This is a genomic window from Micromonospora sp. NPDC005197, from assembly GCF_040608295.1.
In the GTDB taxonomy this organism is placed as follows: Bacteria; Actinomycetota; Actinomycetes; order Mycobacteriales; family Micromonosporaceae; genus Micromonospora.
In genome coordinates, this window is sequence record NZ_JBEXHY010000024.1 from 36,952 (window position 1) to 58,101 (window position 21,150).

Annotated in this window: 17 protein-coding genes and 1 pseudogene; 11 read left to right on the forward strand and 7 right to left on the reverse strand. The window is 72.8% G+C overall.

All coding sequences use genetic code 11. The features are described from left to right. Positions 1 to 4 precede the first annotated feature (4 nt). Positions 5 to 460 carry a GatB/YqeY domain-containing protein gene (locus tag ABZU46_RS11660; protein WP_354856511.1) on the forward strand — a complete coding sequence of 152 codons (456 nt, stop codon included), beginning with the start codon at positions 5 to 7 and terminating at the stop codon, positions 458 to 460. Between the two features lie 77 nt (positions 461 to 537). On the opposite strand, the gene ABZU46_RS11665 is transcribed toward ABZU46_RS11660, so the two are convergent. Beyond that, on the reverse strand, positions 538 to 2,973 hold the full coding sequence (locus ABZU46_RS11665) for a transglycosylase domain-containing protein (protein WP_354856514.1): 2,436 nt from the start codon (positions 2,971 to 2,973) through the stop codon (positions 538 to 540). Positions 2,974 to 3,377: 404 nt separating this feature from the next. Between ABZU46_RS11665 and ABZU46_RS11670 the strand changes: the two genes are divergently transcribed. Continuing rightward, positions 3,378 to 3,698: a WhiB family transcriptional regulator gene (locus ABZU46_RS11670; protein WP_007466209.1), complete on the forward strand. Its 321-nt coding sequence runs from the start codon at positions 3,378 to 3,380 to the stop codon at positions 3,696 to 3,698. A gap of 6 nt (positions 3,699 to 3,704) precedes the next feature. On the opposite strand, the gene ABZU46_RS11675 is transcribed toward ABZU46_RS11670, so the two are convergent. The 3 genes from ABZU46_RS11675 to ABZU46_RS11685 are packed head-to-tail and all read right to left on the reverse strand — an operon-like array spanning position 3,705 to position 6,496. Then, positions 3,705 to 4,856, reverse strand: a complete 1,152-nt coding sequence (locus ABZU46_RS11675) for an ArsA-related P-loop ATPase (RefSeq protein ID WP_354856516.1) — start codon at positions 4,854 to 4,856, stop codon at positions 3,705 to 3,707. Positions 4,857 to 4,910: 54 nt separating this feature from the next. After that, complete coding sequence (locus ABZU46_RS11680; RefSeq protein ID WP_354856518.1) at positions 4,911 to 5,888, reverse strand: ArsA-related P-loop ATPase; 978 nt, start codon at positions 5,886 to 5,888, stop codon at positions 4,911 to 4,913. 26 nt (positions 5,889 to 5,914) lie between these two features. Next, positions 5,915 to 6,496 (reverse strand): hypothetical protein, encoded by a 582-nt coding sequence (locus ABZU46_RS11685; protein WP_354856551.1) that lies wholly within the window; start codon positions 6,494 to 6,496, stop codon positions 5,915 to 5,917. A 754-nt stretch (positions 6,497 to 7,250) separates the two neighbouring features. Between ABZU46_RS11685 and ABZU46_RS11690 the strand changes: the two genes are divergently transcribed. From ABZU46_RS11690 to ABZU46_RS11720, 7 genes and pseudogenes are all read left to right on the forward strand, one after another. Next, entirely contained in the window at positions 7,251 to 7,736 is a 486-nt protein-coding gene (locus ABZU46_RS11690) for a hypothetical protein (RefSeq protein ID WP_354856521.1), read from the forward strand. A 43-nt stretch (positions 7,737 to 7,779) separates the two neighbouring features. Then, the gene (locus ABZU46_RS11695) at positions 7,780 to 7,935 is read left to right on the forward strand and encodes a DUF4177 domain-containing protein (RefSeq protein WP_007466198.1); all 156 of its coding nucleotides are present in this window, start codon (positions 7,780 to 7,782) and stop codon (positions 7,933 to 7,935) included. Continuing rightward, positions 7,932 to 8,393, forward strand: a complete 462-nt coding sequence (locus ABZU46_RS11700; protein WP_007466196.1) for a RidA family protein — start codon at positions 7,932 to 7,934, stop codon at positions 8,391 to 8,393. Before ABZU46_RS11695 ends, ABZU46_RS11700 begins: the two co-directional genes overlap by 4 nt. Before the next feature lie 125 nt (positions 8,394 to 8,518). After that, on the forward strand, positions 8,519 to 9,349 hold the full coding sequence (locus ABZU46_RS11705) for an MBL fold metallo-hydrolase (protein ID WP_354856524.1): 831 nt from the start codon (positions 8,519 to 8,521) through the stop codon (positions 9,347 to 9,349). Further along, entirely contained in the window at positions 9,346 to 12,948 is a 3,603-nt protein-coding gene (locus ABZU46_RS11710; RefSeq protein ID WP_354856526.1) for an adenylate/guanylate cyclase domain-containing protein, read from the forward strand. Before ABZU46_RS11705 ends, ABZU46_RS11710 begins: the two co-directional genes overlap by 4 nt. A 231-nt stretch (positions 12,949 to 13,179) precedes the next feature. Further along, positions 13,180 to 13,557 (forward strand): annotated as a pseudogene (locus tag ABZU46_RS11715) (hypothetical protein); the annotation flags it as partial. Positions 13,558 to 13,764: 207 nt separating this feature from the next. Further along, positions 13,765 to 15,309: a serine/threonine-protein kinase gene (locus tag ABZU46_RS11720; RefSeq protein ID WP_354856528.1), complete on the forward strand. Its 1,545-nt coding sequence runs from the start codon at positions 13,765 to 13,767 to the stop codon at positions 15,307 to 15,309. Here the strand turns inward: ABZU46_RS11720 and ABZU46_RS11725 are convergent. Beyond that, complete coding sequence (locus ABZU46_RS11725; RefSeq protein WP_354856530.1) at positions 15,296 to 15,637, reverse strand: hypothetical protein; 342 nt, start codon at positions 15,635 to 15,637, stop codon at positions 15,296 to 15,298. The genes ABZU46_RS11720 and ABZU46_RS11725 overlap by 14 nt on opposite strands. Positions 15,638 to 15,806: 169 nt before the next feature. On the opposite strand from ABZU46_RS11725, the gene ABZU46_RS11730 reads away from it, so the two are divergent. Further along, positions 15,807 to 16,748, forward strand: coding sequence for a transporter substrate-binding domain-containing protein (locus ABZU46_RS11730; protein WP_354856532.1), 942 nt, complete (start codon positions 15,807 to 15,809; stop codon positions 16,746 to 16,748). Next, positions 16,745 to 17,899, forward strand: coding sequence for a hypothetical protein (locus ABZU46_RS11735; protein WP_354856535.1), 1,155 nt, complete (start codon positions 16,745 to 16,747; stop codon positions 17,897 to 17,899). The genes ABZU46_RS11730 and ABZU46_RS11735 overlap by 4 nt, the downstream gene beginning before the upstream one ends. A 7-nt stretch (positions 17,900 to 17,906) precedes the next feature. On the opposite strand, the gene ABZU46_RS11740 is transcribed toward ABZU46_RS11735, so the two are convergent. Together ABZU46_RS11740 and ABZU46_RS11745 are read right to left on the reverse strand one after the other, a co-directional pair. Next, entirely contained in the window at positions 17,907 to 19,070 is a 1,164-nt protein-coding gene (locus ABZU46_RS11740; protein WP_354856537.1) for an acyl-CoA dehydrogenase, read from the reverse strand. Then, on the reverse strand, positions 19,067 to 21,142 hold the full coding sequence (locus ABZU46_RS11745; protein WP_354856539.1) for a biotin carboxylase N-terminal domain-containing protein: 2,076 nt from the start codon (positions 21,140 to 21,142) through the stop codon (positions 19,067 to 19,069). The genes ABZU46_RS11740 and ABZU46_RS11745 overlap by 4 nt, the downstream gene beginning before the upstream one ends. Positions 21,143 to 21,150 lie beyond the last annotated feature (8 nt).

A 21,150-nucleotide genomic window follows, 5' to 3' on the forward strand; every position in this document is an offset into this window, starting at 1 on the left:
GTCCATGAGCACGCTGAAGGACCGCCTCACCGCCGACATGCGTTCCGCCCTCAAGGCGCGCGACGAGTTGACCACCTCCACGCTGCGGATGGCCCTGGCCGCCGTCGGCACCGCCGAGGTGGCCGGCAAGGCCAAGCGCGAGCTCACCGACGACGAGGTGCTCGCGGTGTTGACCAAGGAGGCCAAGAAGCGCCGGGAGGCGGCCACCGCCTTCGCCGACGCGGGCCGCACCGAGCAGGCCGCGAAGGAGACCGCCGAGGGTGAGGTGCTGGACCGCTACCTGCCCAGGCAGCTCTCCGACGCCGAGCTGACGGAGTTGGTCGCGGGGGCGCTCGCCGCGGGCGGCTTCACCGGCAAGGCCCAGATGGGCCCGGCCATGAAGGCGGCCCAGGCCGCGGTGGCCGGCCAGGCCGAGGGCGGTCGGGTCGCCGCCGAGGTACGCCGACAGCTCGGCCTCTGATCTGCCGGTTCGGACCGACGAAAACGGGCGGGCACCCGCAGTGGGTGCCCGCCCGTTCGTGTGTCCTGCTCGTCGGCTCAGCCGTTCGGGCGGCCGCCGGGTCGACCGGGCGTGCCACCGGGAGGTGCCGGCTTGTTGCCGTCCGGCGGGGTGCCGCCACCGCTGCTGATCTGGATGGTGACGGGGCCGCCCTTGATGGTGCGCCCGTCCGGGTTGGTGCCGGCGGCGGTGCCCGCCGGGCAGGGGGACGCGACCTTCGCCTCGGAGACGATCGGCTCGAAGCCCGCGCCCTTGATCCGGGACTTGGCGGTCTCCACCGGCTGGCACTTCACGTCCGGGATGCTGCGCTGGTCACCCTCGGAGATCTTCTGGCCCGGGGGCTCGAAGTTGATCCGCGGCTTGCCCTTCATGGCGTCCCGCAGCGTCTCGTACACCGGCGGGTTGATGCCGTCCTTCTCGGCGTGCTTCATCTTGACGTTGGTCTGCGGCCAGTCCGGGTCGGCCATGATGCCGGCCACCGCGTACTGCTTGGTCATCGCGACCAGCGCGGCGGTCTTCTCGGAGTCGGTGGTGCCGGACTTGCCGGCCACCGGCGCGTCGACGATGCCCTTCACGACCGCGGCGGTGCGGCTGCTGCCGCACTTGCTGGTCTTGGAGTTGTCGCCGACCGGGCAGCGGGCGGCGTCCACGGCGGCGCGGGCCACGTCGGTGCTGAACCGCTTCTCGCAGCGCGGGTTGGCGATGTCGAGCTTCTTGCCCTCCGGGTCGCGGATCTCCTGCACCGGGATCGGCTCGCAGTACTTGCCGTCCGCCGCGAGGGTCGCGTAGGCGTTGGCCAGGTCCAGCGGCGTGGTGGAGGAGACGCCCAGGGTGAAGGCGCCCCACTGGTGGGCCGAGTCCTTGGTGGCGGCGAACTTGGCGTCGTTGCTGGCCCGGAACTGGATGCCGGCCCGCTTGGCGACGTCGACCACGTTCTCGGCGCCGACCTGCTGCTGCAGCGGCACGAAGTAGGTGTTGATCGACTGGGCGAAGGCGCTCCACATGTTCTGCACGCCGCCGGCCTTCTTGCCGGAGTTGGTCGGGCAGTAGAAGTGGGTGCCGGGGCAGGCCGCCGGGCTGCTGCTGTCGATGATGTATTCCGACTTGAACTGCTGCGGCGCGTTGAACGAATAACTGAGCGGGATGCCCTTCTCCAGCGCGGCGACGATGGTGAAGATCTTGAACGTCGAGCCGGCCTGGTAGCCGGCGATGCCGTCGCCGCCGGTGAGCAGCGGGTTGACCGTCGCCGGGTAGTTGCCCTTGATGCCGCGCCTGCTCTTCGCCGGGTCGCTGGAGATCTTGTTCTTCGGGTTCTTCGGATCGTCCAGCTTGAACTGCCGGTTGACCGCGAGCGCCCGCACCCGCCCGGTGCCCGGCTCCACCACGGCGACCATGGCGGCTTCCTTGCTGGTCTCCTTCTTGGCCCGGCGAACCGCCGCGTCCGCGCCCTTCTGTGCCTGGACGTCGATCGAGGTCACGACGGTGTAGCCGCCGCTCTTCAGGCGCCGCTCACGGTCGTACGAGGTCGAACCGAACGTCTCCTGCTGCATCCACCAGCGGTAGAAGTAGTCGCAGAAGAAGCCCCAGCTGTTGACGTTTGTGGCGACGCAGCCGTTCGGGGTGCGCTTGTCCTGCACCTTCAGCTTGACCGCCTTGGCGGCGTCGGCCTCCTGCTGGGTGATGGCCTTGGTGTCGACCATGTTCTGGATGACGTAGTTACGCCGGTCCAGCGCGAGGGGGTAGCCGCTCTTGGTGGTCGGGTCGTTGGTCGTCGGGGCCTTCACCATGCCGGCCAGCAGCGCGGCTTCCTCGATCTTCAGCTTGCTCGGCGGCTTGCCGAAGTAGACCTGGCTGGCGGCGTAGATGCCGTACGCGCCGTTGCCGAACGAGGCGAGGTTGAGGTAGCGGGTCAGGATCTCGTCCTTGGAGAACTCCTTGTCGACCTGCAGGGCCAGCCGCATCTCGCGGAGCTTGCGGGCGCTGGTGTCCTCGGTCGCGGCGACCACGTCGGCCGGATGCGTGGCCGAGTAGGCGATGGCCAGCCGGACGTACTGCATGGTCAGCGTCGACGCGCCCTGACGCCCGGCGCCGTCGCTCTGGTTGTTGACGAACGCGCGGGCGACACCGTTGATGTCGACGCCGTTGTGCTTGTAGAAGTCGTGGTCCTCGGCCGCGATGATGGCCTTGACCATGTACGGCGAGATGTCGGCGAGCTTCACGTCGCGGCGGTTCTCGTCGTACATCGTCGCCAGCGGCGTCTTGCCGTCCGACGCGAGCAGGTAGCTGATCTGTGGCGCGCGGGCCACCGTCAGCTCCGTCGGCAGGTTGCCGAATGTCTCTGCGCCGGCCTTGGCGGCCAGGCCGGACATCGCCACCGCGGGGAAGGCCGCCGCAGCGACCACCACGCCAGCCAACAGGCCACATATGAGCAGCGATGCGGCGTTGGTCAGCACATTGTGGTCACGTTTCCGCATCCAGGTCACCTCGGCATGGTACGCGAGTAGGGAACGAGGGGCGCTGGGGCGTTGTTTCCCCATTTCCTGCGTGCGCTGCCCTCGTTGTGCTAAACGCATGACCCCCCGTACGAGGTTGCGTGTGACCTGGCGCGAGTCTCCACCGTTCGGCGGAGGCTCCGCAGCGTTTTCGCCGACCTCGGCGGGGTAACCGGCGGTCGAGAGCCCGGGAAGCCGGGAGTGTCCGGAATGATGGATTTCGCCGACAACGTTGCGTAATCAGCCGACTACAGAGCATGATGATGGCGGCGACAGCGCCACATGTCGTCCGCACCGCCTTGGGGAAGGCGGCCGGGCGACCGGGGGGAAATTGCCGGCTGCCGTGCAACGAGGTCGGTAGGTACTGCAAGGGGGGACGTGTACACATGGGCATGATCACTGACTGGCCGTCGCTGGCGGCGTGTCAGAACGGGGACCCGGACGCGTTGTTCGTACAGGGCGCCGAACAGAACGTGGCGAAGCGGATCTGCCGGAGCTGCCCAGTTCGGTACGAGTGCCTGGCCGACGCGCTGGACAACCGGATCGAGTTCGGTGTGTGGGGCGGTATGACCGAACGCGAACGCCGGGCGTTGCTGCGTCGGCACCCACAGGTGACGAGCTGGCGCAAGATGTTCGAGGCAGCGATGAAGAAGAACAGCAAGGACAAGGCTGGCAAGGACAAGATCCTCGTCAGCGCGGCCACCTGACGCCGGTCACGACCGGCCGATCGCCGCGCCGATCGTCCGCAGCCCGTCGACGTCGTGCACGTCGGCGGGCTGCGCCGTCACCGACACCGCCGGCACCGCCGGGAACGCCTCGGTGAACCGCGCGGCCACCTGCTGCTCGCGTACCGCCTGACGGGCCAGCGCGGCGTGCGCCCGCAGCACGTCGGCGGTGGCCTCGTGCCCACCCAGCTCGGCCAGCCGCTCCGCGGCGGCCCCACTCTGCTCGGCGTCCAGCTCCGGGACCACCGGTCGGTGCACCCGGTTGAGCACCAGGCCGGCCAGCGGCATCTTCTCCTCCCGCAGCCGGCCCGCGAAGTAGGCGGCCTCCCGGACCGCGTCCGGCTCCGGCGCCGCGACCAGCACGAAGGCCGTCTCCCGCGCCTGCAGGATGCGGTACGTCTGCTCGGCCCGCTGCCGAAAGCCCCCGAACATCGAGTCGAGCGCGGCCACGAAGCCGGACAGATCGGTGAGCAACTGCGCGCCGAGCACCTTCTGCACCACCTTCGAGAACATCCCGAACGAGGCCGTGACCAGGCTGAACATGCTCCGTCCGCCGCTGCGCGCCGGTGCCAGCAGCAGACGCAGCATCCGGCCGTCGAGGAAGCGGGACAGCCGGGCCGGCGCGTCCAGGAAATCCAGCGCCGAGCGGGACGGCGGAGTGTCCACCACGATCAGGTCCCACTCGCCCCGGGCATGCAGCTGGCCCAGCTTCTCCATCGCCATGTATTCCTGCGTGCCGGCGAACGTCGAGCTCATCGCCTGGTAGAACGGGTTCGCGAAGATCTCCGCGGCCTTCGCCGGGTCGGTGTGCTGGAGCACCACGTCGTCGAAGGTGCGCTTCATGTCCAGCATCATGGCGTGCAGCTCACCGCCGCTGGCCTCGACGTCGATGCCCTTGACCTGACGGGGTGTGTTGTCCAGCTCGGTCAGGCCCAGTGACTGAGCCAGCCGGCGGGCCGGGTCGATGGTGAGCACCACCGTGCGCCGGCCATGGTGCTCGGCGGCCCGCAGCGCCAGCGCCGCGGCCGTGGTCGTCTTACCCACCCCGCCGGCACCGCAGCACACGACGATCCGCACGCCCGGGTCGGCGAGGATCTGGTCGACGTCCAGCTGCGGCGCCGCGTCTTCGGAAGGCACCAATCGAGCGTATCGGGCCGCGTCGGTCCATGCGCCCGTGCCGAGCTCAGGTGTGAGTCAATCGGCGCTGACGAGGGCGCGGGCCAGTGCCGTGAGGGCCGCCCGGTCCACCCCGTCGGGCAGCAACGGCAGCTCGATCATCGGCAGCCCCAACTCCACCAGGTCGGCGCGGAGCGAATCCTCCAGTTCGCGCCGGATGAGCTGGTCTCGCGCCTCGTCGTGCAACCCGGCCACGATGTCCTGATCGGCCGGCAGCCCGGCGGCGACCAGGCCGCGCCGGAGTTCCGCGGCGGTGACCGCCGGACCGGCCGGCAGCGGAGGTCGGGCGCCGTTGACGATCACCTTCCCGATGCCGAAGCCGAGCGAGGTCAGGTCGGCGATGGCGTCCACCGTCTCCTGCACCGGCATCTCCTCCAGCAGCGTGACCACGTGGACGGCGGTCATCGGGGAGCGCAACAGCGCGGACACCCCCTCGCTCTGGGTCTTGATCGGGCCGACCTTGGCGAGCCGCGCCGTCTCGGCCGTGACGTTGAGGAAGCGGCCGATCCGACCGGTGGGCGGCGCGTCCAGCACCACCGCGTCGTACGCGCGCCGCTGCCCCGACGTCCGGGTGGTGGCCTCCTTCACCTTGCCGGTGAGCAGCACGTCACGCAGACCCGGGGCGATGGTCGTGGCGAAGTCGATGGCGCCGAGCTTGCGCAGGGCCCGGCCCGCCGCGCCCAGCTTGTAGAACATGTCGAGGTACTCGAGCAACGCCTCCTCGGCGTCCACCGCGAGCGCGCGCACCTCACCGCCGTCCGGCGTGTCGGCGAGGTGCCGCTCCTCGTACGGCAGCGGTTCGATGCCGAAGAGCTGGGCGATGCCCTGCCGGCCCTCCACCTCCACCAGCAGGGTGCGCCGGCCACCGGCGGCCAGCGCCAGGGCCAGCGCCGCCGCCACGCTGGTCTTGCCGGTGCCGCCCTTGCCGGTCACCACGTGAAGGCGGGCCGACCATCCGGTACCGGCCGGGTCGGACGGCCGCTCAGCTGCACGCACCCGTCGAGCCTATCCAGGCTTGCCGGTCAGGCGACCTCGCAGACCCACCAACCCGTCTTCTGCACCACAGTGAAGCGCAGGTCCTGGTCGGCCACCTTCTCGTCGGCGGTGGTCATGGTGATGCGCGTGGAGACGGTGGCCCGGTCGCCGGTCTGGTTGTCGACCTTCGGGGTGGTCCACTTGAACCGGGGGTTCTGGTACTCGGACGCGTACTTCTGCACCTCGGCCACCTTCGCCGCGATCTTCTTGTCGTCCCGAGAGGCGGCGCAGACGTGACTGGCGGCCTTGGTCGCGTCCCGGTCCTTGTAGACGGCGGTGAGGAACTCGTCGACGGCGACCGCCGGCTCCTTCGCGCCCTCGCCGGATTCGGCGTTGCGCAGGGTCAGGAACGCCACGACGCCGCCGCCCACGCAGAGCACCATGATCACGACCAGCGCGATGGCGGCGATCAGCAGGCCGCGCTTCTTCTTCGGCTCGACGGTGCCCTGGTACGGCGGGTAGCCGGGCGGGGGTGGTGGGATCGCACCCGGGGCCCCGGGGGACTGCGGCGTGCCGGCCGGGTCGTCGGTCTGCGGGACGCCAGCGGGCGGGCCGGGCTGGGTCGGCACGCCCGGCTGCGCGGGGAGCGCCCCCGGCGCGGGCTGTCCGGGATGAGCGGGCTGCCCGGGAAGGGCGAGCTGGCCTGGCTGGGCGGACGGGCCCGCAGCGGCGAACGGGCCCGCAGGTGCGGCCGGGCCGGGAAGTGCGGGCTGGGCGGCCGGGCCGGGTTGGGTGGCGGTCGGCGAGCCGGGACGCTCCTGGACGGTCGCCCCGTCGGACTCCCTCAAGGGGGCGGTCGGGTCGGGTTGCCCGGAGATCGGCTGGCCGGAGGGCGCCGGATCGGACTGGCCGGAGGCCGTCGGGCCGGGCTGTCCGGGGATGGTCGGCGTCTCGGGCTGACCGGCGGAATCCGGGGGCGCCGACGGAAGAGCGCGCGGGCCGGCCTGGTCGCCGCTGGGCGGTTGGGTCATCTCGTTCCCCCGGGGGTGCGGCGCCCGGCCGCCACCCCTGGCGCCGAGCGAGATCGAGCGGGCGGCCGGGCGCTGTGCGACCGTCCGACCGGAAGGGTAGCGGCCAGCCGCCGGTTCGGTGTCGCCCCTACCGCGCGGTGCTTGGCATCGCGCGCACGTCCAGACCGTGAGATCACTCGCAGTCGGGATTCCTGCCCGACATCTGTCGCATATGTGACTGCCGGTGACTGATCGTGCGCGTCCTGTTGGCGGGACTGTCGCCGTGGACCTACCTTCGTCCGGTGCGGGGGCCGGAACGGATGAATGGTCCGGGCCGGAAGCGTGGTCCGAGAGGTACGACCGGAGGCAGTTCATGCGCGATGCGGACAACATCCCTCGCACCCAGTTCCCGACGAACGAGCGGCAACGCCGGCCCGGGTCCGTGGGAGAGGTGGCCGGCGGGCCGTTCGGCAGCCTGCCCATCAACGAGCGGTCGTACCGTCGGGTTCCGGAGCCCCCGGAGGTGATCCGGGGGTCGAGCCGGCCCGGCGAGCGGCTGCGGGACGACGACGAGCCCGGGTTCGTCATCCACCTGCCGATCCGGGTGCCCGACCTGGCCTCGGCGACCCTGCTGGCCGGTCGAGTCGCCGAGTCGCTGGGCTTCCTACCGGAGCTGGACGCCGGCGAGACCACCGTGTCCAACGCCGACGACCAGAACAACCGCCACCGGGTCTTCTGCGACCTGCTGCTGCCCGACCGGTCGCGCTGCCCCCAGGGGTACGAGCACCAGGGGCCCTGTGGAGAGCTGCCGGCCACGCCGGAGCAGCGTCCCGCGCCTCGTCCGGCCAGCGGACCGTAGGCTGTGCCCGACGAAGTCCGCACCACGAGGGAGCCCTCCAGCGATGCAGAAGTGGGAATACTCCACGGTCCCTCTGCTGGTCCACGCGACCAAGCAGATCCTCGACAACTGGGGTGAGGACGGGTGGGAACTCGTCGCCGTGGTCCCCGGCCCCAACCCCGACCAGCTGGTGGCGTACCTGAAGCGGCCCAAGGCATGAGCAACGGCCCCCACGCGAAGCTCGCCGAGCTGGGCCTCGAACTGCCCGACGTGGTGCCGCCGGTGGCCAGCTACGTGCCGGCCGTGCAGTCCGGGCAGCACGTCTACGTCTCCGGCCAGCTGCCGATCGCCGAGGGCAAGCTGCTGGCGACCGGCAAGGTCGGCGCCGGCATCTCCGCCGAGCAGGCCAAGGACCTGGCCCAGCGGTGTGCGCTCAACGCGCTGGCGGCCGTCGACTCGCTGGTCGGCCTGGAGAACGTGGTCAAGGTGGTCAAGCTGACCGGGTTCGTGGCTTCGGCCCCCGGCTTCATCGGCCAGCCCGCCGTGATCAACGGCGCCTCCGACCTGTTCGGCACCGTCTTCGGCGAGGCCGGCCGCCACGCCCGCAGCGCCGTCGGGGTCGCCGAGCTGCCCCTGGACGCCCCGGTGGAGATCGAACTGATCGTCGAGGTCGCCTGACCGCACCGCCACCGTCCCGCGATCGTGCGCCGTCGCGCCCGGAGGAAAGCCCTGAACAGGGATGAATCAGGGGCTGGACCTGCATGATCGCGGGCCGTGGCGGGCGGGGTCGTACGATCGCAGCCATGAGCGGGCACGTGACGGGGGCGACTGCGGCGCTGGCCGACAGGCTGCCGAGCTGGGTGACACTGCTGCGCGCGCCGAACCCCGGCCCGATGACCCTCGACGGCACCAACACCTGGCTGCTGCGCGCGGCACCGGGTGAACCGGCGGTGGTCGTCGACCCCGGGCCGGCCGACGAGGGGCACCTGGCGGCGATCGCCGCGCACGGCCCGATCGCGCTGATCCTGATCACGCATGGCCACCCCGACCACACCGAGGGCGCCGCCCGGCTCAGCGAACTGCTCGGCGGGGTGCACGTCCTCGCCGTCGACCCGGCGCACACCATCGGCGGTACGCCCCTGACCGATGCGCACCTGGGCGGCTTCGGCCTGGGCATCCGACTGCTGGACACCCCGGGGCACACCGCCGACTCGGTCTGCTTCGTCGTCGAGCACGGCGACGAGCGGGCGGTGCTCACCGGTGACACCATCCTCGGCCGCGGCACCACCGTGGTGGCCCACCCCGACGGGCACCTCGGCGACTACCTGAGCAGCCTGGAGCTGCTGTCCGCGTACACCGGAATTCCGGCGCTGCCCGGGCACGGCCCGGCGCTGGCCGACTGCGCCGCCGCCGCCACCTTCTACCTTGCCCACCGCCGGGCCCGCCTCGACCAGGTCCGGGCGGCGGTCGCCGCCGGCGCGCGGACACCGGCGGACGTGGTCGCGGCGGTCTACGCCGACGTGGACCGCTCGCTCTGGTGGGCCGCGGAATGGTCGGTCCGTGCCCAGTTGGAGTATCTGGGCGTCGACACCGGGGAATCCACGCCGGGGGTCAGTGGGTTGGAGCACATGTGACCTGCCCGGTGTGCGGAACTGTCGCTGTCCCCGGCGCACGGTTCTGCCACAACTGCGGTGCCGCGCTGCCGGCCGCCGCCACGTTGCCGGCGGCCGAGCGTCGGGTCGTCACAGTGCTCTTCGGTGACCTCTCCGAATTCACCTCCTGGTCGGAGGACCTCGACCCGGAGCGGGTCGGAGCGGTCACCGACCGGGTGCTCGCCTCCCTCGCCGGGGCGGTGAAGACGTTCGGCGGGCACGTCGACAAGCTGACCGGCGACGGGATCATGGCGGTCTTCGGAGCGCCGGTGGCACACGAGGACGACGCCGAACGGGCCGTCCGGGCCGCCCTGTCCATGCAGCGGGCCGTGCGCCGGGTGCTCGACGACGAGCGCGGCGGCGGTGCGCCGCTCGGCCTCCGGGTCGGCCTGAACACCGGCGACGTCATCGCCGGCATCCAGGCGGCCATCGAATACACGGTCATCGGCGACACGGTGAACACCGCAGCCCGGCTGGCCGACGCCGCCGCGGTCGGCGCGGTCTACGCCGGCGGACGGACCGCCGCCGCGACCCGGCACGTCGCCTCCTGGCGGGCGCTGCGCCCGCTGCGGCTCAAGGGCAAGCGCGAGCCGGTCGAGGCGTACGAGCTGCTGGGCCTGCTGGACGCGCCGGGCACCCGGTCGGGTCTCGGCGACGAGGCGCCCTACGTGGGCCGGGAGACCGAGATCGGCCGGGTCGCCGGCCGACTCGCCGAGGTGATCGACCAGGGTGACCCGCGGGTGCTGCTGATGACCGCCGAGGCGGGCATCGGCAAGTCCCGGTTCGCCGCCGAGGTCGAGCGCCTCGCCGCCGGGTACGACGTGGGCGCCGGCCGGTACGCCGCGCACACCGGCGCCCGGGTGCTCTCGGTGCGGTGCGCCGCCTTCGGTGAGCGGCGCAGGCTCGCGCCGTTGGCCGACCTGGTCCGTGCCGCGGTCGGTCTGCCCGGTGACGCGGCAACCGCGCTGACCCGGCCGGCCGTGGAGGAGCGGCTGCGGCGGCTCGGTCAGCGGCTCGCCCGCTCCGCCGGCGAGACGCCCGCGATCGCCACCGACCAACTGCTCACCCTGCTCGGGTACGCCGAACTGCCCGTGCACGGCGGCACCGACAACGGCGAGTGGGGCAGCACGACCGCCTCGCCCGCCGATGCCGAGGCGGTGCCGAACGCCGTCGCCGACCTGCTCAGCGGGCTCGCCTCGGAGGCGCCCCTGGTGATCGTGGTGGACGACCTGCACGACGCCACCCCCGAGACCATCCGCGCTCTCGGGGGGACCCTCTCCCGACTCACCGGCCCGGTGCTCGTGCTGCTGCTCGGCCGCCCCGAGCTGGTCCGCACCGCCGGTGCGCTGACCCGCGTCGCGGACGCCGAGGTGCACTCCCTGCCGCCGCTGCGGGGCGCCGACGCCGCCCGGCTGCTCACCAGCTACCTCGGCGGCGGGAAGCTGCCACCGGCCGACGCGGACCGACTGCTCGCCACCGCCCAGGGCAACCCGTTCTACCTCGCGGAGCTGGTCACCCTGCTGATCGAACGCGGCGCGCTGACCGCCGAGCGGCCCGCGTCCGGTGACCGTGACCCGAGCACGCCGGCCGGCTGGCGCCTCGTACCCGGTTCCCTGGGCAGCCGGCTGCTCTCCCGGGACCTCGCGGCCGTCCTGGCCGCCCGGATCGACGCGCTGCCACCGGACGCCCGTTCCGTCCTGCGGGACGCGGCGGTGGTCGGTGACACCGTGCCGACCGGCGCGCTGGAGGCGCTGCGCGAGCAGCGAGCCGGCCGCGACGGGAGGCCCTCGGCGGTGGTCGCCGTGGAGTTCGACCGGGCCGTCGAGGAGCTGCTGCAACGCCGCATGCTGCACCGCACCCGCGCCGGCTACGCGTTCGCCACCCCGCTCATGCGAGAGGCCGCGTACGCCGGGGTGAGCAAGGCGGAACTGGCCGAGCGGCACGCCGCGCTGGCCCGCTGGGCGGCGCCCGTCGACGGGGTCACGACCGGCGGGGTGGGCGGCTTCACCGAGGAGGCACGCGACGACTTCGTCGCCATGCACGTCCAGCGGGCCGCCACGCTCGCCGACGCGGTGAAACTGCGACCGGACGCGCCGGCCCGCGCCGTGGTCCCGCTCGGGGTCGCCGCGCTCGGCCGGGCCGCCCGCCGGTCGCTGTCCGCCGGGGAGCCCGCGCTCGCCGTCGAGTACGCCGAACGCGCCAGCGAGCTGGCCCGCGACGGGATACCGGCGACCGACCGGGTGGTGCACGCCCGTGCGCTGCTGCAGATCGGCCGGGTCGCCGACGCGCTCGCCTTCGCCGAGAAGATCGCCGCCAACGCGGGGGACGAAGCCACCCGTGCCAGCGCCCTGCTGCTCGCCGGGCAGGCCCAGCAGACCCTCGGCGACCAGGGTCGGGCGGAGGCCGCCTGGCAGGAGGCGTTGCAGGTGGCCACGGCCGGCGGGCTGCCCACGCTGCGCGCGTCCGCCATGCGTCGGCTCGGCATGGGCGACTTCGTGGCCGGTCGGCTCAGCCAGGCGAGCAGCCGGTTGGCTGCCGCCTACCAGGTCAGCCTCAGCGCACAGGATCGGCGTGGGCAGGCCTGGTCGCTGCAGAACCTGGCCTGGGTGACCACGACCCGGGGTGACTTCGCCGGCACCGATGCCGTCCTCGGCCGGGCCGCCCGGCTCTTCGCCGAACTGAAGGACCCGTACGGGCGGGCCTGGCTGCGGGGCACCACCGCGTTCGCCCGGCTGCTCGCCGGTCGGCTGCGGGAGGCGTGCCGGATGGCGCAGGTCTTCCTGCCCTTCGGCGAGCGGGTCGGCGAGGCGTGGGCGGTGGGCACGCTGCGCGCGGTCGCGGCGTTCGCCACCGCCGAGTTGGGCGAGCTGGCCGAGGCGGACCGGGAGGCCCGCCGGGCGTACCGCGAGTTCGCCGCCGCGTCCGACGACTGGGGGCGCGGGTTCGCGCTGGTCGTCCGGGCCGTCGTGGCCCGTGGGCTGGGCGAGCCGGAGCACGCGGCCGACCTGCTCACCGACGCCCTGGCGTACGCCGACCAGACCTCACACCCGCTGCTCACCGGAATGGCCGGCACGCTGCGCGGCTTCGTGGCGCTGGACATGGGCGACCACGAGACCGCCGAGCAGGCCGCCCGAGCGGTGCTGACGGCCGTCGAACCGCACAACCCGCAGGCGCCGGCGCAGGTCGCGCCCCGGGTGCTGCTGGCCACCGCCCGACTGGCCGCCGGTGACCCGGCGACGGCGGTCGGGCTGCTCGCCCCGGTGGCGACGGCTGCCGCCAACGCGCCCTCCCTGCTCTTCTCCCGCCGCCAGACCATGGCCCGGTACGCGTCGGCGCTGCTCGCCCACGGTCAGCGGGAGCAGGCGCTGGACTGGGCCCGACGGGCGGTCACCGCGCCCGCCGAGGACGTGCGCAGTCAGGTGATCGCGGCGAGCGTGCTCGCCGAGGCGCTGGCGGCCTGCGGCCACGCGGCGGAGGCGCGGTCCTGCGCCGACGAGGCGGTCCGCCTCGCGTACACCACCGAACAACGCAGCGAACGAGCAGCAGCCAAAGCCCTCCAAACCCGCCTGACCCTCCCCTAACCCCTCCCCCGCCCGGGGTCTCCCGCCCGTTGATCACGAAGTTATTGCGCCGACACGCCGATATCGGTGGCAATAACTTCATGATCGCCGCGGTGGGTGGCGGGTGGGGTGGGGGTGGGGTGGGGCGGTTTTGGCGGTTCTGGGGATGTGGTGGTCGGGGTGAGGGGCTAGCGTGTCACCACCGTGCGGTGGTCCACAGTGGCGACCGTCGCCGTGCCTGGGGAGGCCCTCATGAAGCTGCCGCGTTCCGTCGCGGGGTGGACCATCGCGGTCTTCGGCGTACTGGCGCTGGTGATGGGCGCGGTCGGGTTGCTCTGGCCGGAGGCGCAGCTGCGCCTGCTCGGGTTCGAGGTGCCGGCGACGCGTGGCGCCGGCGACTACACCGGCACGTTCCTGCTGGCGTCCTCGATGGCGTCGTTCAACATGGGCGTCTACTACCTGCTCGCGACGGTCACCGAGTGGCGGGCGTTCTACCGGTTCACGGTGGTCTTCCGGCTGGTCACCTTCACCGTGTTCAGCATCGCCGTGCTGGCCGACATCGCCCCGGACCGGTTCTTCGGCGTGGCCGCCTGGGAGGGGTTGGGCGCGGCGGCCACCGCGGTCGGATTGCGGATGGACGCTCGCCGGGGCACGCCGGCCGCCGCCGACACCGCTGCCGACACCGCTGCCGTGTCTCCCGCCCCTGCCGCTCCCGCCGCCTCCACGTCGGCCGATGTCGACGTGCCGGGAGGCGCCGGAGAGGCGCCGGGCGCGGCCGGTGCCGCTCCGGCGGACGCGGCGCGCTGAGCCGCCGGCCGGGTTGGGTATTTTCGAGCGGTGACCGACACCCCGACCGGTGGCTTGCCGGTGCCGATCGTGCCCGGTCTGACTGATTTGCGGGTCTTTGCCCGAGGCGGCTACGCCACTGTCTACCAGGCCACCCAGATCTCGGTCGGCCGAGAGGTCGCCGTCAAGGTCGAGAACCGCACGCTGGACAGCGAGCGCGACCAGGCCCGTTTCCTGCGCGAGGCGCGGGCCGCCGGGCGGATGTCGTCGCACCCGCACGTGGTGGACCTCTTCGACGTCGGCGTCACCGTCGACCAGCACCCATACCTGATCATGGAACTCTGTGACGGGTCGTACGCCGAGCGGATGCGCAGCTCGCCGCTCGGCCCGGTGGAGGCCCGCGATCTCGGCATCAAGATCGCGGATGCGTTGGCGCACTCGCACGGGGCCGGGGTGCTGCACCGGGACGTGAAGCCCGCGAACATCCTCTACTCGCACTTCAACTCGGCGGTGCTGGCCGACTTCGGGCTGGCCGTGCTGGCCGAGGCGCGCGACGCCTCGGTCACCCTGGAGGTGCTCACCCCGGCGTACGCGCCGCCGGAGATGTTCAGCCACAGCCCGCCGTCGCCGGCCGTCGACGTGTACGCGCTCTGCGCCACCCTCTACGCGGTGATGCACGGCCGGCCGCCCCGCTGGCAGTCCGAGCACAACCCCAGCCTGGTGACCGTGCTGGAGATGTTCAACCAGCCACTACCCGGCCTCCCGGGCGTACCGGACGAGCTCATCGACGTGCTGCGCCTCGGCATGGCCAACGACCCGGCCGAGCGACCGTCCGCCCTCGAACTGCACGACCTGCTCGCCAACCTGCCGTTCGGCTCGCCGGCCGCCCCGGTGAGCGGCGTCCCGACCAGCGGCTCCCCGGTCAGCGGTGCCCCGGTCAGTGGCTCTCCGGTCAGTGGTGGCCCGAGCCGGTCCGGCCTGTACGGCACCGGTCAGCCAGTGCCGCGCCCCCCGGTCGAGGACTCCCGCCCCAGCGTCCCCGGCGGCCGGCGCTGGCGGCGGCGCTGGTTCCTCGGCGGCGCCGGAGTGCTGGCGCTCGCCGCCTCGGCCACCACCGGGGCCTGGCTGGCGAGCAGTGGTTCGCCGCCCGACCCGTCACCGTCGGTGACCCAGGTCGCGGCACCGGCGACCGGGCCGCTGCCCGGCTGCGCGTCCGGCGCCGGGGCACCGACCGCGCTGCCCAGCGGTGCCCGCTGCCTCCCCGAGCTGGAGTGCTTCGGCCCGGTGCGCATCCGCGGCGCCCGCGCCGAGGCGGCCCGGGTCCCCTGCGACGGCCGGCACACCTGGGAGACGTACGCCGAGGGCATCCTGCCGGTGCCGCTCGTCGGCGCGGCCTACGACGAGGTGATCGCCGCCGAGCCGGTACGGCAGGTGTGCAGCGCCACGACGTTCCGACTGACCACGAAGATCGCCGAGCCGGTCGGCTGGCACCTGGAGGTGTTGCCGCCGGTGGACGGCAACGTCGACCGGATCTACCGGTGCCTGGCGGGGCGGGGCGTCGACGCGCTCACCGCGCCCACGCTCACCGGTCGCTGAACCCGCCGCGCGCCCGTCCCCGGTCACGCACCGCACGCAACGCGTCCCGGCTGTCCAGGGCGTCGAGCGTGTCCGCGTCGATCCCGTACGGCATCAACTCCGGCGGCGCGGTGGCGTGCGGTTGGTCCGCCGGCTCTGGTTCGGCGCGCTGGCGGGCGGCGGACACGGCGACCGCGGTGACCATGGCCAGCAGCACGCAGAGCAGTGCGAGAACGACACCGAGAAGGTCCTGCCGGCGCAGAACGACCAGCAGGGCCAGCAGCGCGACGGCACCGGGCGCCGCGACCGCCGCCACCATCCGCGCATCGATCCTGGACAGTCGATTCACCCCTCCAGCATGTCCTGACCGGGCCCGCTGTCAACCGGAGACGCGATCCGCCGCGCCGATCGGCGTTGATCGAACGGACCAGCCGACCCGACCGGTCGGCGTGCACACGCAGTGGACCCAGCTCGCTACTCTCGGTGTTCCGCAGGCTGCTCCGTCAGCGAGGTCGCCCATGAACGTCCACAGTTCCCAGTCCCGGCTCCGCTCGGTCGCGACGACGCTGGCGGTTGCCCTGACCCTCACCCTCTCCGCCGCCGCCGGCTGCGACAGCCGCAAGGAGCCGGACCTGCCATCGGTGCAGGAGAAGCTGCGCGAGTCGCACATCTACGGGCAGTCGAAGCTGCGCATCGGTGTCGCCACCAACGAGCCGTTGATGGGCGACCTCCGCAACGGCCAGCACGTCGGCTTCGACGTCGAGATCGGTAGGTACATCGCCGCCTCCCTCGGTTACGAGGGCGACCAGCAGTTGGAGTTCGTGTCGGCGGCCACCGAGGACCGGATCCCGTATCTGCAGGGCGGCACCGTCGACCTGGTGGTGTCCAGCTTCTCGATGACCGAGGAGCGCAAGAAGCTGGTCAGCTTCGCCGGGCCGTACTTCGTCACCACCCAGGAGGTGCTGGTGCCGGTCCGGCTGAAGGACAAGATCCGCACCATTGAGGACCTGCGCGACCCGGCCTACAAGGTCTGCACCACCGGCGGTTCCACCACGGAGGGCGAGCTGGAGAAGCGCCAGGTCAAGGCGCTGGTGGTGAAGGACGTCTGGGATTGCGTGACAGGCATCCGCGCCGGCCGGTACGACGTGGTCAGCTCGGACGAGACGATCCTCGCGGGCTTCCTGGCCACGTACCCGAAGGAGTTCGAGATCGTCGACCTGCCCTTCGGCACGAGCGAGCTGTTGGGCATCGGCGTGCCGATCGGCGATCCGGCGCTGCGTGACCTGGTCGCCTTCTTCCTGCAGAAGAGCTACCAGCAGGGCCGCAACGGGCAGGCCAGCCCGTGGCTGACGGCGTACAACCGGACCCTGGGCCCGTGGCTGCGCGTCGAGAAGACTCAGCCGCAACCACTTGAGGTTCCGAAGCTGGTCGACTTCGACGACAAGGCGCCCCGGCGGTGAGCACGGTGCCGACCGCCACCGGTGACGCGAGCGCCGGCGGCGGGGTGCCGCCGCCCCGGCCTTCCGTGCCGACCGACCACGTCGAGGTGGACGCCGTTGGGTGGCCGACCGGGGTGCCGCGGGCCGAACCCGCCGTGCCGGTCGCCGACGTCGAGCAGGTGCCGGTGCGGTGGGAACCGGCGGAGCGGCGGGCGCGGGCCAGCCAGTCGTTCTGGACGGCGGTCGTGGGCGTGCCGGCGATCTTCTCGGTGCTCCGGCTCGGTGTGGAGGCGGGTGGGGAACTGCAGACCACGCTGCTGCTGGTCGCCAACGTCGGTCCGGTCAACCTGCTCGCCGGGTTCCTGACCACCGCGGCCCGGCTGCTCTCCACCGGGCTGGTCGCCGTCTTCGCGCTCGGCGCGGTGCTGGCCGTGAGCGTGGAACGACTGCCGCCCGGCACCCGTCGCCGCCCGCTCTTCGCGCGCTGGGCGGACCTCACCCCGGCCTGGGTGGTGCTGGCGAGCTTCCTGCTCGCCCTGCTCACCTGGCCGCTGCTCTACCTGCCGCTGCTGCTGCCGGCGTTCGCCGCCGCGTTCCAGCTCCGTCCGGACCGGCTGCACGACTGGGTCGTACCCCGGTTGTCGGCGATCGTCGCGCTCTTCGCCGGGTACGGCTGGCTGCTGCTGCCGACGCTGCGGGACGCGGGCGGGCAGGGTGAGCTGCTGGTGCTGGCACTTCTCGTGGTGCCGCCGGTGTTGGCGCTCTTCATCGCCGGGCCGCTACCCGGCGTGGTGATCCGACCGCTGGCGTCGCTGACCGAGGTGGCAGTGCTGGCCATGCTGGTCTGGGCCGCGCTGCCGGTGATCAGCACACCGGTGCTCCCGCTCACCGTCACCACTGTGGGCGCCGAGAACGGCCCGACCGAAGACGTACGGGGGCACGTGGTGACCACCGACGACGTCAACATGGTGATCCTGCAGGAACGGGGTGGAGTCCGGTACGTGCCGGTGGGCCTCGTCCGCGCGCAGGTGCTCTGCCCGAGCGAGGAGGAGCTGCCCCGGCACCGGCTGCGGATCCACGACTTCCACATCGAGGATTCGCTGCTGGAGGGGATGGGCCGCCGCGTCCGCCCGGTGCACCGCATCGACGCCGCCTGCCGCGCCCCCGGCTGACCGCTGCTCAGTAGGACTTCTCCTGACCGAGGACGTGTTGGGCGACGAAGTTCAGGATCATCTCCCGGCTGACCGGGGCGATCCGGCCGGCCCGGACCGCGCCGAGCAGGGTGGCCACCCCGTACTCGGTGGTCATGCCCGCCCCGCCGAGGGCCTGCACGGCGGTGTCCACGGCGAGCGCGGCGGCCTCCCCGGCCGCGTACTTGGCCATGTTGCCGGACACCCCGGCCTCCAGGTCACGGCCGGCGTCGTACAGGGTGGCGGCCTTCTGGATCATCAGCCGGGCCAGCTCCACCTGCACCGCCGCGTGGGCGAGCGGATGCGACACCCCCTGGTGCGAGCCGATGCTCCGGCCACCCCACACCTTGCGGGTGGCGGTGTACTCGCTGGCCCGCTCGATGGCGTACCGGCCGGTGCCGGCGCCCATCGCGGCGACCGTGATCCGCTCCGGGTTGAGCCCGGCGAAGAGCGCGGGCAGGCCGGCGTCCAGGGATTCGCCGACCAGCGCGTCGGCGGGCACCCGCACGTCGTCGAGGTAGAGCAGGAACTGGTTCTCCGGAGAGACGATCTCCATGTCCAGCTTGGACCGGGTCAGCCCGGCCGCGTCGGTCGGCACCAGGAACAGCGCGGGCTTCAACTTGCCGGTGGAGGAATCCTCGGTCCGGGCCACCACCAGGACGTGCCCGGCCTCGTCGACCCCGGAGATGTAGCACTTGCGGCCGTTGAGCAGCCAGTCGTCGCCGTCGCGGCGGGCCACCGTGCCGAGCCGGTGGAAGTTGGAGCCGGCCTCCGGCTCGGTGATCGCGAAGACGATCTTCTGCGAGCCGTCGGCGAGGCCGGGTAGGTGCCGCTTGCGCTGCTCCTCGGTGCCGTGCCGGTTGATGACGGTGGCCGCGATGGCGGGGGAGACCACGAGCAGCAGCAGCGGGCAGCCGGCCGCCGCCAGCTCCTCGCAGACGATGGCCAGCTCGGTGATGCCGCCGCCCCCGCCGCCGTACTCGGTGGGGATGTTGACTCCCAGATAGCCGAGCCGTCCGGCCTCGGCCCACAACTCGGTGGTGTGCTCACCGGCCTTCGCCTTCTCGACGAAGTAGCCGTGGCCGTACCGGCGGCCCAGCGCCCGCACGGCGTCGCGCAGCTGGTCCTGCTCGGGGGTGAGGTCGAAGGTCATCGGGGGTCCTCCTCGGGGTTCGACGGCTCCAGGTCGCCGCTTGCGGGGGAGCCGTCGATGACGGCCAGGACGGTGCCGGTGCGCACCTGACCGCCGGCCGGCACCGGCAGCTCGGTGACCACGCCGTCGGTCGGGGCCAGCACGGGATGTTCCAGCTTCATCGCTTCCAGCGTGAGCAGTGGATCGCCGGCCGTGACCCGCTGGCCGACCTGGACGTGCACCCGGGTCACCGCGCCGGGCAGCGGCGCGAGCAGCGACCCGGCCGCCACCGCCGCCGTGGGCAGCGGGAGACGCGGCAGCTCGACGAGGCTCGCCGCCCCGTCCGGGCCGTCCACGAAGACCTCCGACCCCACCCGGTGTACGCGGTACGCCTGCCGAACCCCGTCGACGTCGAGCACCACCCGGTCGGGGGTCGCCTCGACCAGCGCCACGGTCGGCGCGTTCGCCGATCCGGAGGCGTCGCTGACCTTCGGCCGCTCGGCGGAGTCATCGGCTGGCAATGTGCTGGACCAGTCGGCGAGCGCGCCGGTCCGGTCCAGGCGGTAGCGGATCTCGATCTTGTCGCCGTTCGACCCGACGAAGCGGGTGGTCTGGGGGACCGCGGGCACGTTGCGCCAGCCCGAGGGAAGTCCGGCGAGGACGGGCGCGTCCGTCCGACGCTGCGCGGCACCGGCCAGCGCCGCCGCGAGCGCGGCGACCGGGAGTCGGTCGGCGGGGAGCAGCGGCGCGAAGACCTCCGGGTGCCGGTCCAGGAATCCGGTGTCGATCTCGCCGGCCGCGAACTCCGGGCTGCGCAGCACCCGAACCAGCAGATCGCGGTTGGTCGCCACCCCGTGCAGCTCGGCCCGCGCCAGCCCGCCCGCCAGCGCGCGGGCCGCCTCCGACCTGGTCGGCGCCACCGCGATCAGCTTGGCGAGCAGCGAGTCGTAGTGCACACCCACCACCGAGCCCGCCACGACGCCGGAGTCGAGCCGCAGGCCCGCCCGCTGGATCCAGCCGAACTCGCGGTCCACGCCGGGCACGTCGAAGCGGTGCAGGGTGCCGGTGGCGGGCCGCCAGCCCTGCGCCGGCTCCTCGGCGCAGAGCCGTACCTCGATCGCGTAGCCGCGCGTGGCGGGGTAGTGGTGGTGCTCGGGCAGCGGGGCGCCCTCGGCCACCAACAACTGCATCCGGACCAGGTCCAGCCCGACCGGGGTGATCAACTCGGTGACCGGGTGCTCCACCTGGAGCCGGGTGTTCATTTCGAGGAAGAAGAATTCGCCGGTCGGCGCCAGCAGGAACTCGACCGTGCCGGCCCCCACGTAGTCGACAGCCCGTCCGGCAGCCACGGCGGTCTCGTGCAGCCGCTCCCGCAGCCCCGGCGGGAGATCCCCGGGCGCCTCCTCGATGATCTTCTGGTGCCGGCGCTGGATCGAGCACTCCCGGACACCGAGGGCGGCCACCGTCCCGTGGGTGTCGCCGAAGATCTGCACTTCCACGTGCCGGCCGCGCTCGACGTACCGCTCGATGAAGACCGTGCCGTCGCCGAACGCTGCAGCCGCCTCGCGGCGCGCGGAGGCCACGGCCTCGGGCAGCTCGGCGGCGGCCCGGACGATCCGCATGCCCCGCCCGCCACCACCCGCGGACGCCTTCACCAGCACCGGGAAGCCCGTGACCTCGTCGGCGTCGGTCCAGCTCGGCAGCATCGGCACACCCGCGTCGGCGAGCAGCGCCTTCGCCGCCAGCTTGTCGCCCATCGCGGCGATCACCTTGGCCGGCGGCCCGACCCAGGTCAGCCCGGCGTCGGTCACCGCCGCCGCGAATTCGGCGTTCTCGGCGAGGAAGCCGTAGCCGGGGTGGACGGCGTCCGCGCCGCTGCGCCGGGCCGCGTCCAGGATCAGGTTCACCCGCAGGTACGTCTCGGCCGGCGTGTTTCCGGGCAGCCGCACCGCCTGGTCGGCCTCGGCGACGAACGGCGCGTCGGCGTCCGCGTCGGAGTGCACGGCGACGGTCTGCACACCCATCGCGCGGCAGGTGGCGAAGACCCGGCGGGCGATCTCGCCCCGGTTGGCCACGAGCAGTCTGTTGATCATGAGTGGCC

What these genes read in the sequence shown, in the direction of transcription:
- ABZU46_RS11700 (WP_007466196.1), top strand. Translation starts at nt 7,932, where the DNA reads ATGAGCAACGGCCCCCACGCGAAGCTCGCCGAGCTGGGCCTCGAACTG.
- ABZU46_RS11745 (WP_354856539.1), bottom strand. Translation starts at nt 21,142, where the DNA reads ATGATCAACAGACTGCTCGTGGCCAACCGGGGCGAGATCGCCCGCCGG.
- ABZU46_RS11690 (WP_354856521.1), top strand. Translation starts at nt 7,251, where the DNA reads ATGCGCGATGCGGACAACATCCCTCGCACCCAGTTCCCGACGAACGAG.
- ABZU46_RS11695 (WP_007466198.1), top strand. Translation starts at nt 7,780, where the DNA reads ATGCAGAAGTGGGAATACTCCACGGTCCCTCTGCTGGTCCACGCGACC.
- ABZU46_RS11730 (WP_354856532.1), top strand. Translation starts at nt 15,807, where the DNA reads ATGAACGTCCACAGTTCCCAGTCCCGGCTCCGCTCGGTCGCGACGACG.
- ABZU46_RS11705 (WP_354856524.1), top strand. Translation starts at nt 8,519, where the DNA reads ATGAGCGGGCACGTGACGGGGGCGACTGCGGCGCTGGCCGACAGGCTG.
- ABZU46_RS11665 (WP_354856514.1), bottom strand. Translation starts at nt 2,973, where the DNA reads ATGCGGAAACGTGACCACAATGTGCTGACCAACGCCGCATCGCTGCTC.
- ABZU46_RS11660 (WP_354856511.1), top strand. Translation starts at nt 5, where the DNA reads ATGAGCACGCTGAAGGACCGCCTCACCGCCGACATGCGTTCCGCCCTC.
- ABZU46_RS11740 (WP_354856537.1), bottom strand. Translation starts at nt 19,070, where the DNA reads ATGACCTTCGACCTCACCCCCGAGCAGGACCAGCTGCGCGACGCCGTG.
- ABZU46_RS11670 (WP_007466209.1), top strand. Translation starts at nt 3,378, where the DNA reads ATGGGCATGATCACTGACTGGCCGTCGCTGGCGGCGTGTCAGAACGGG.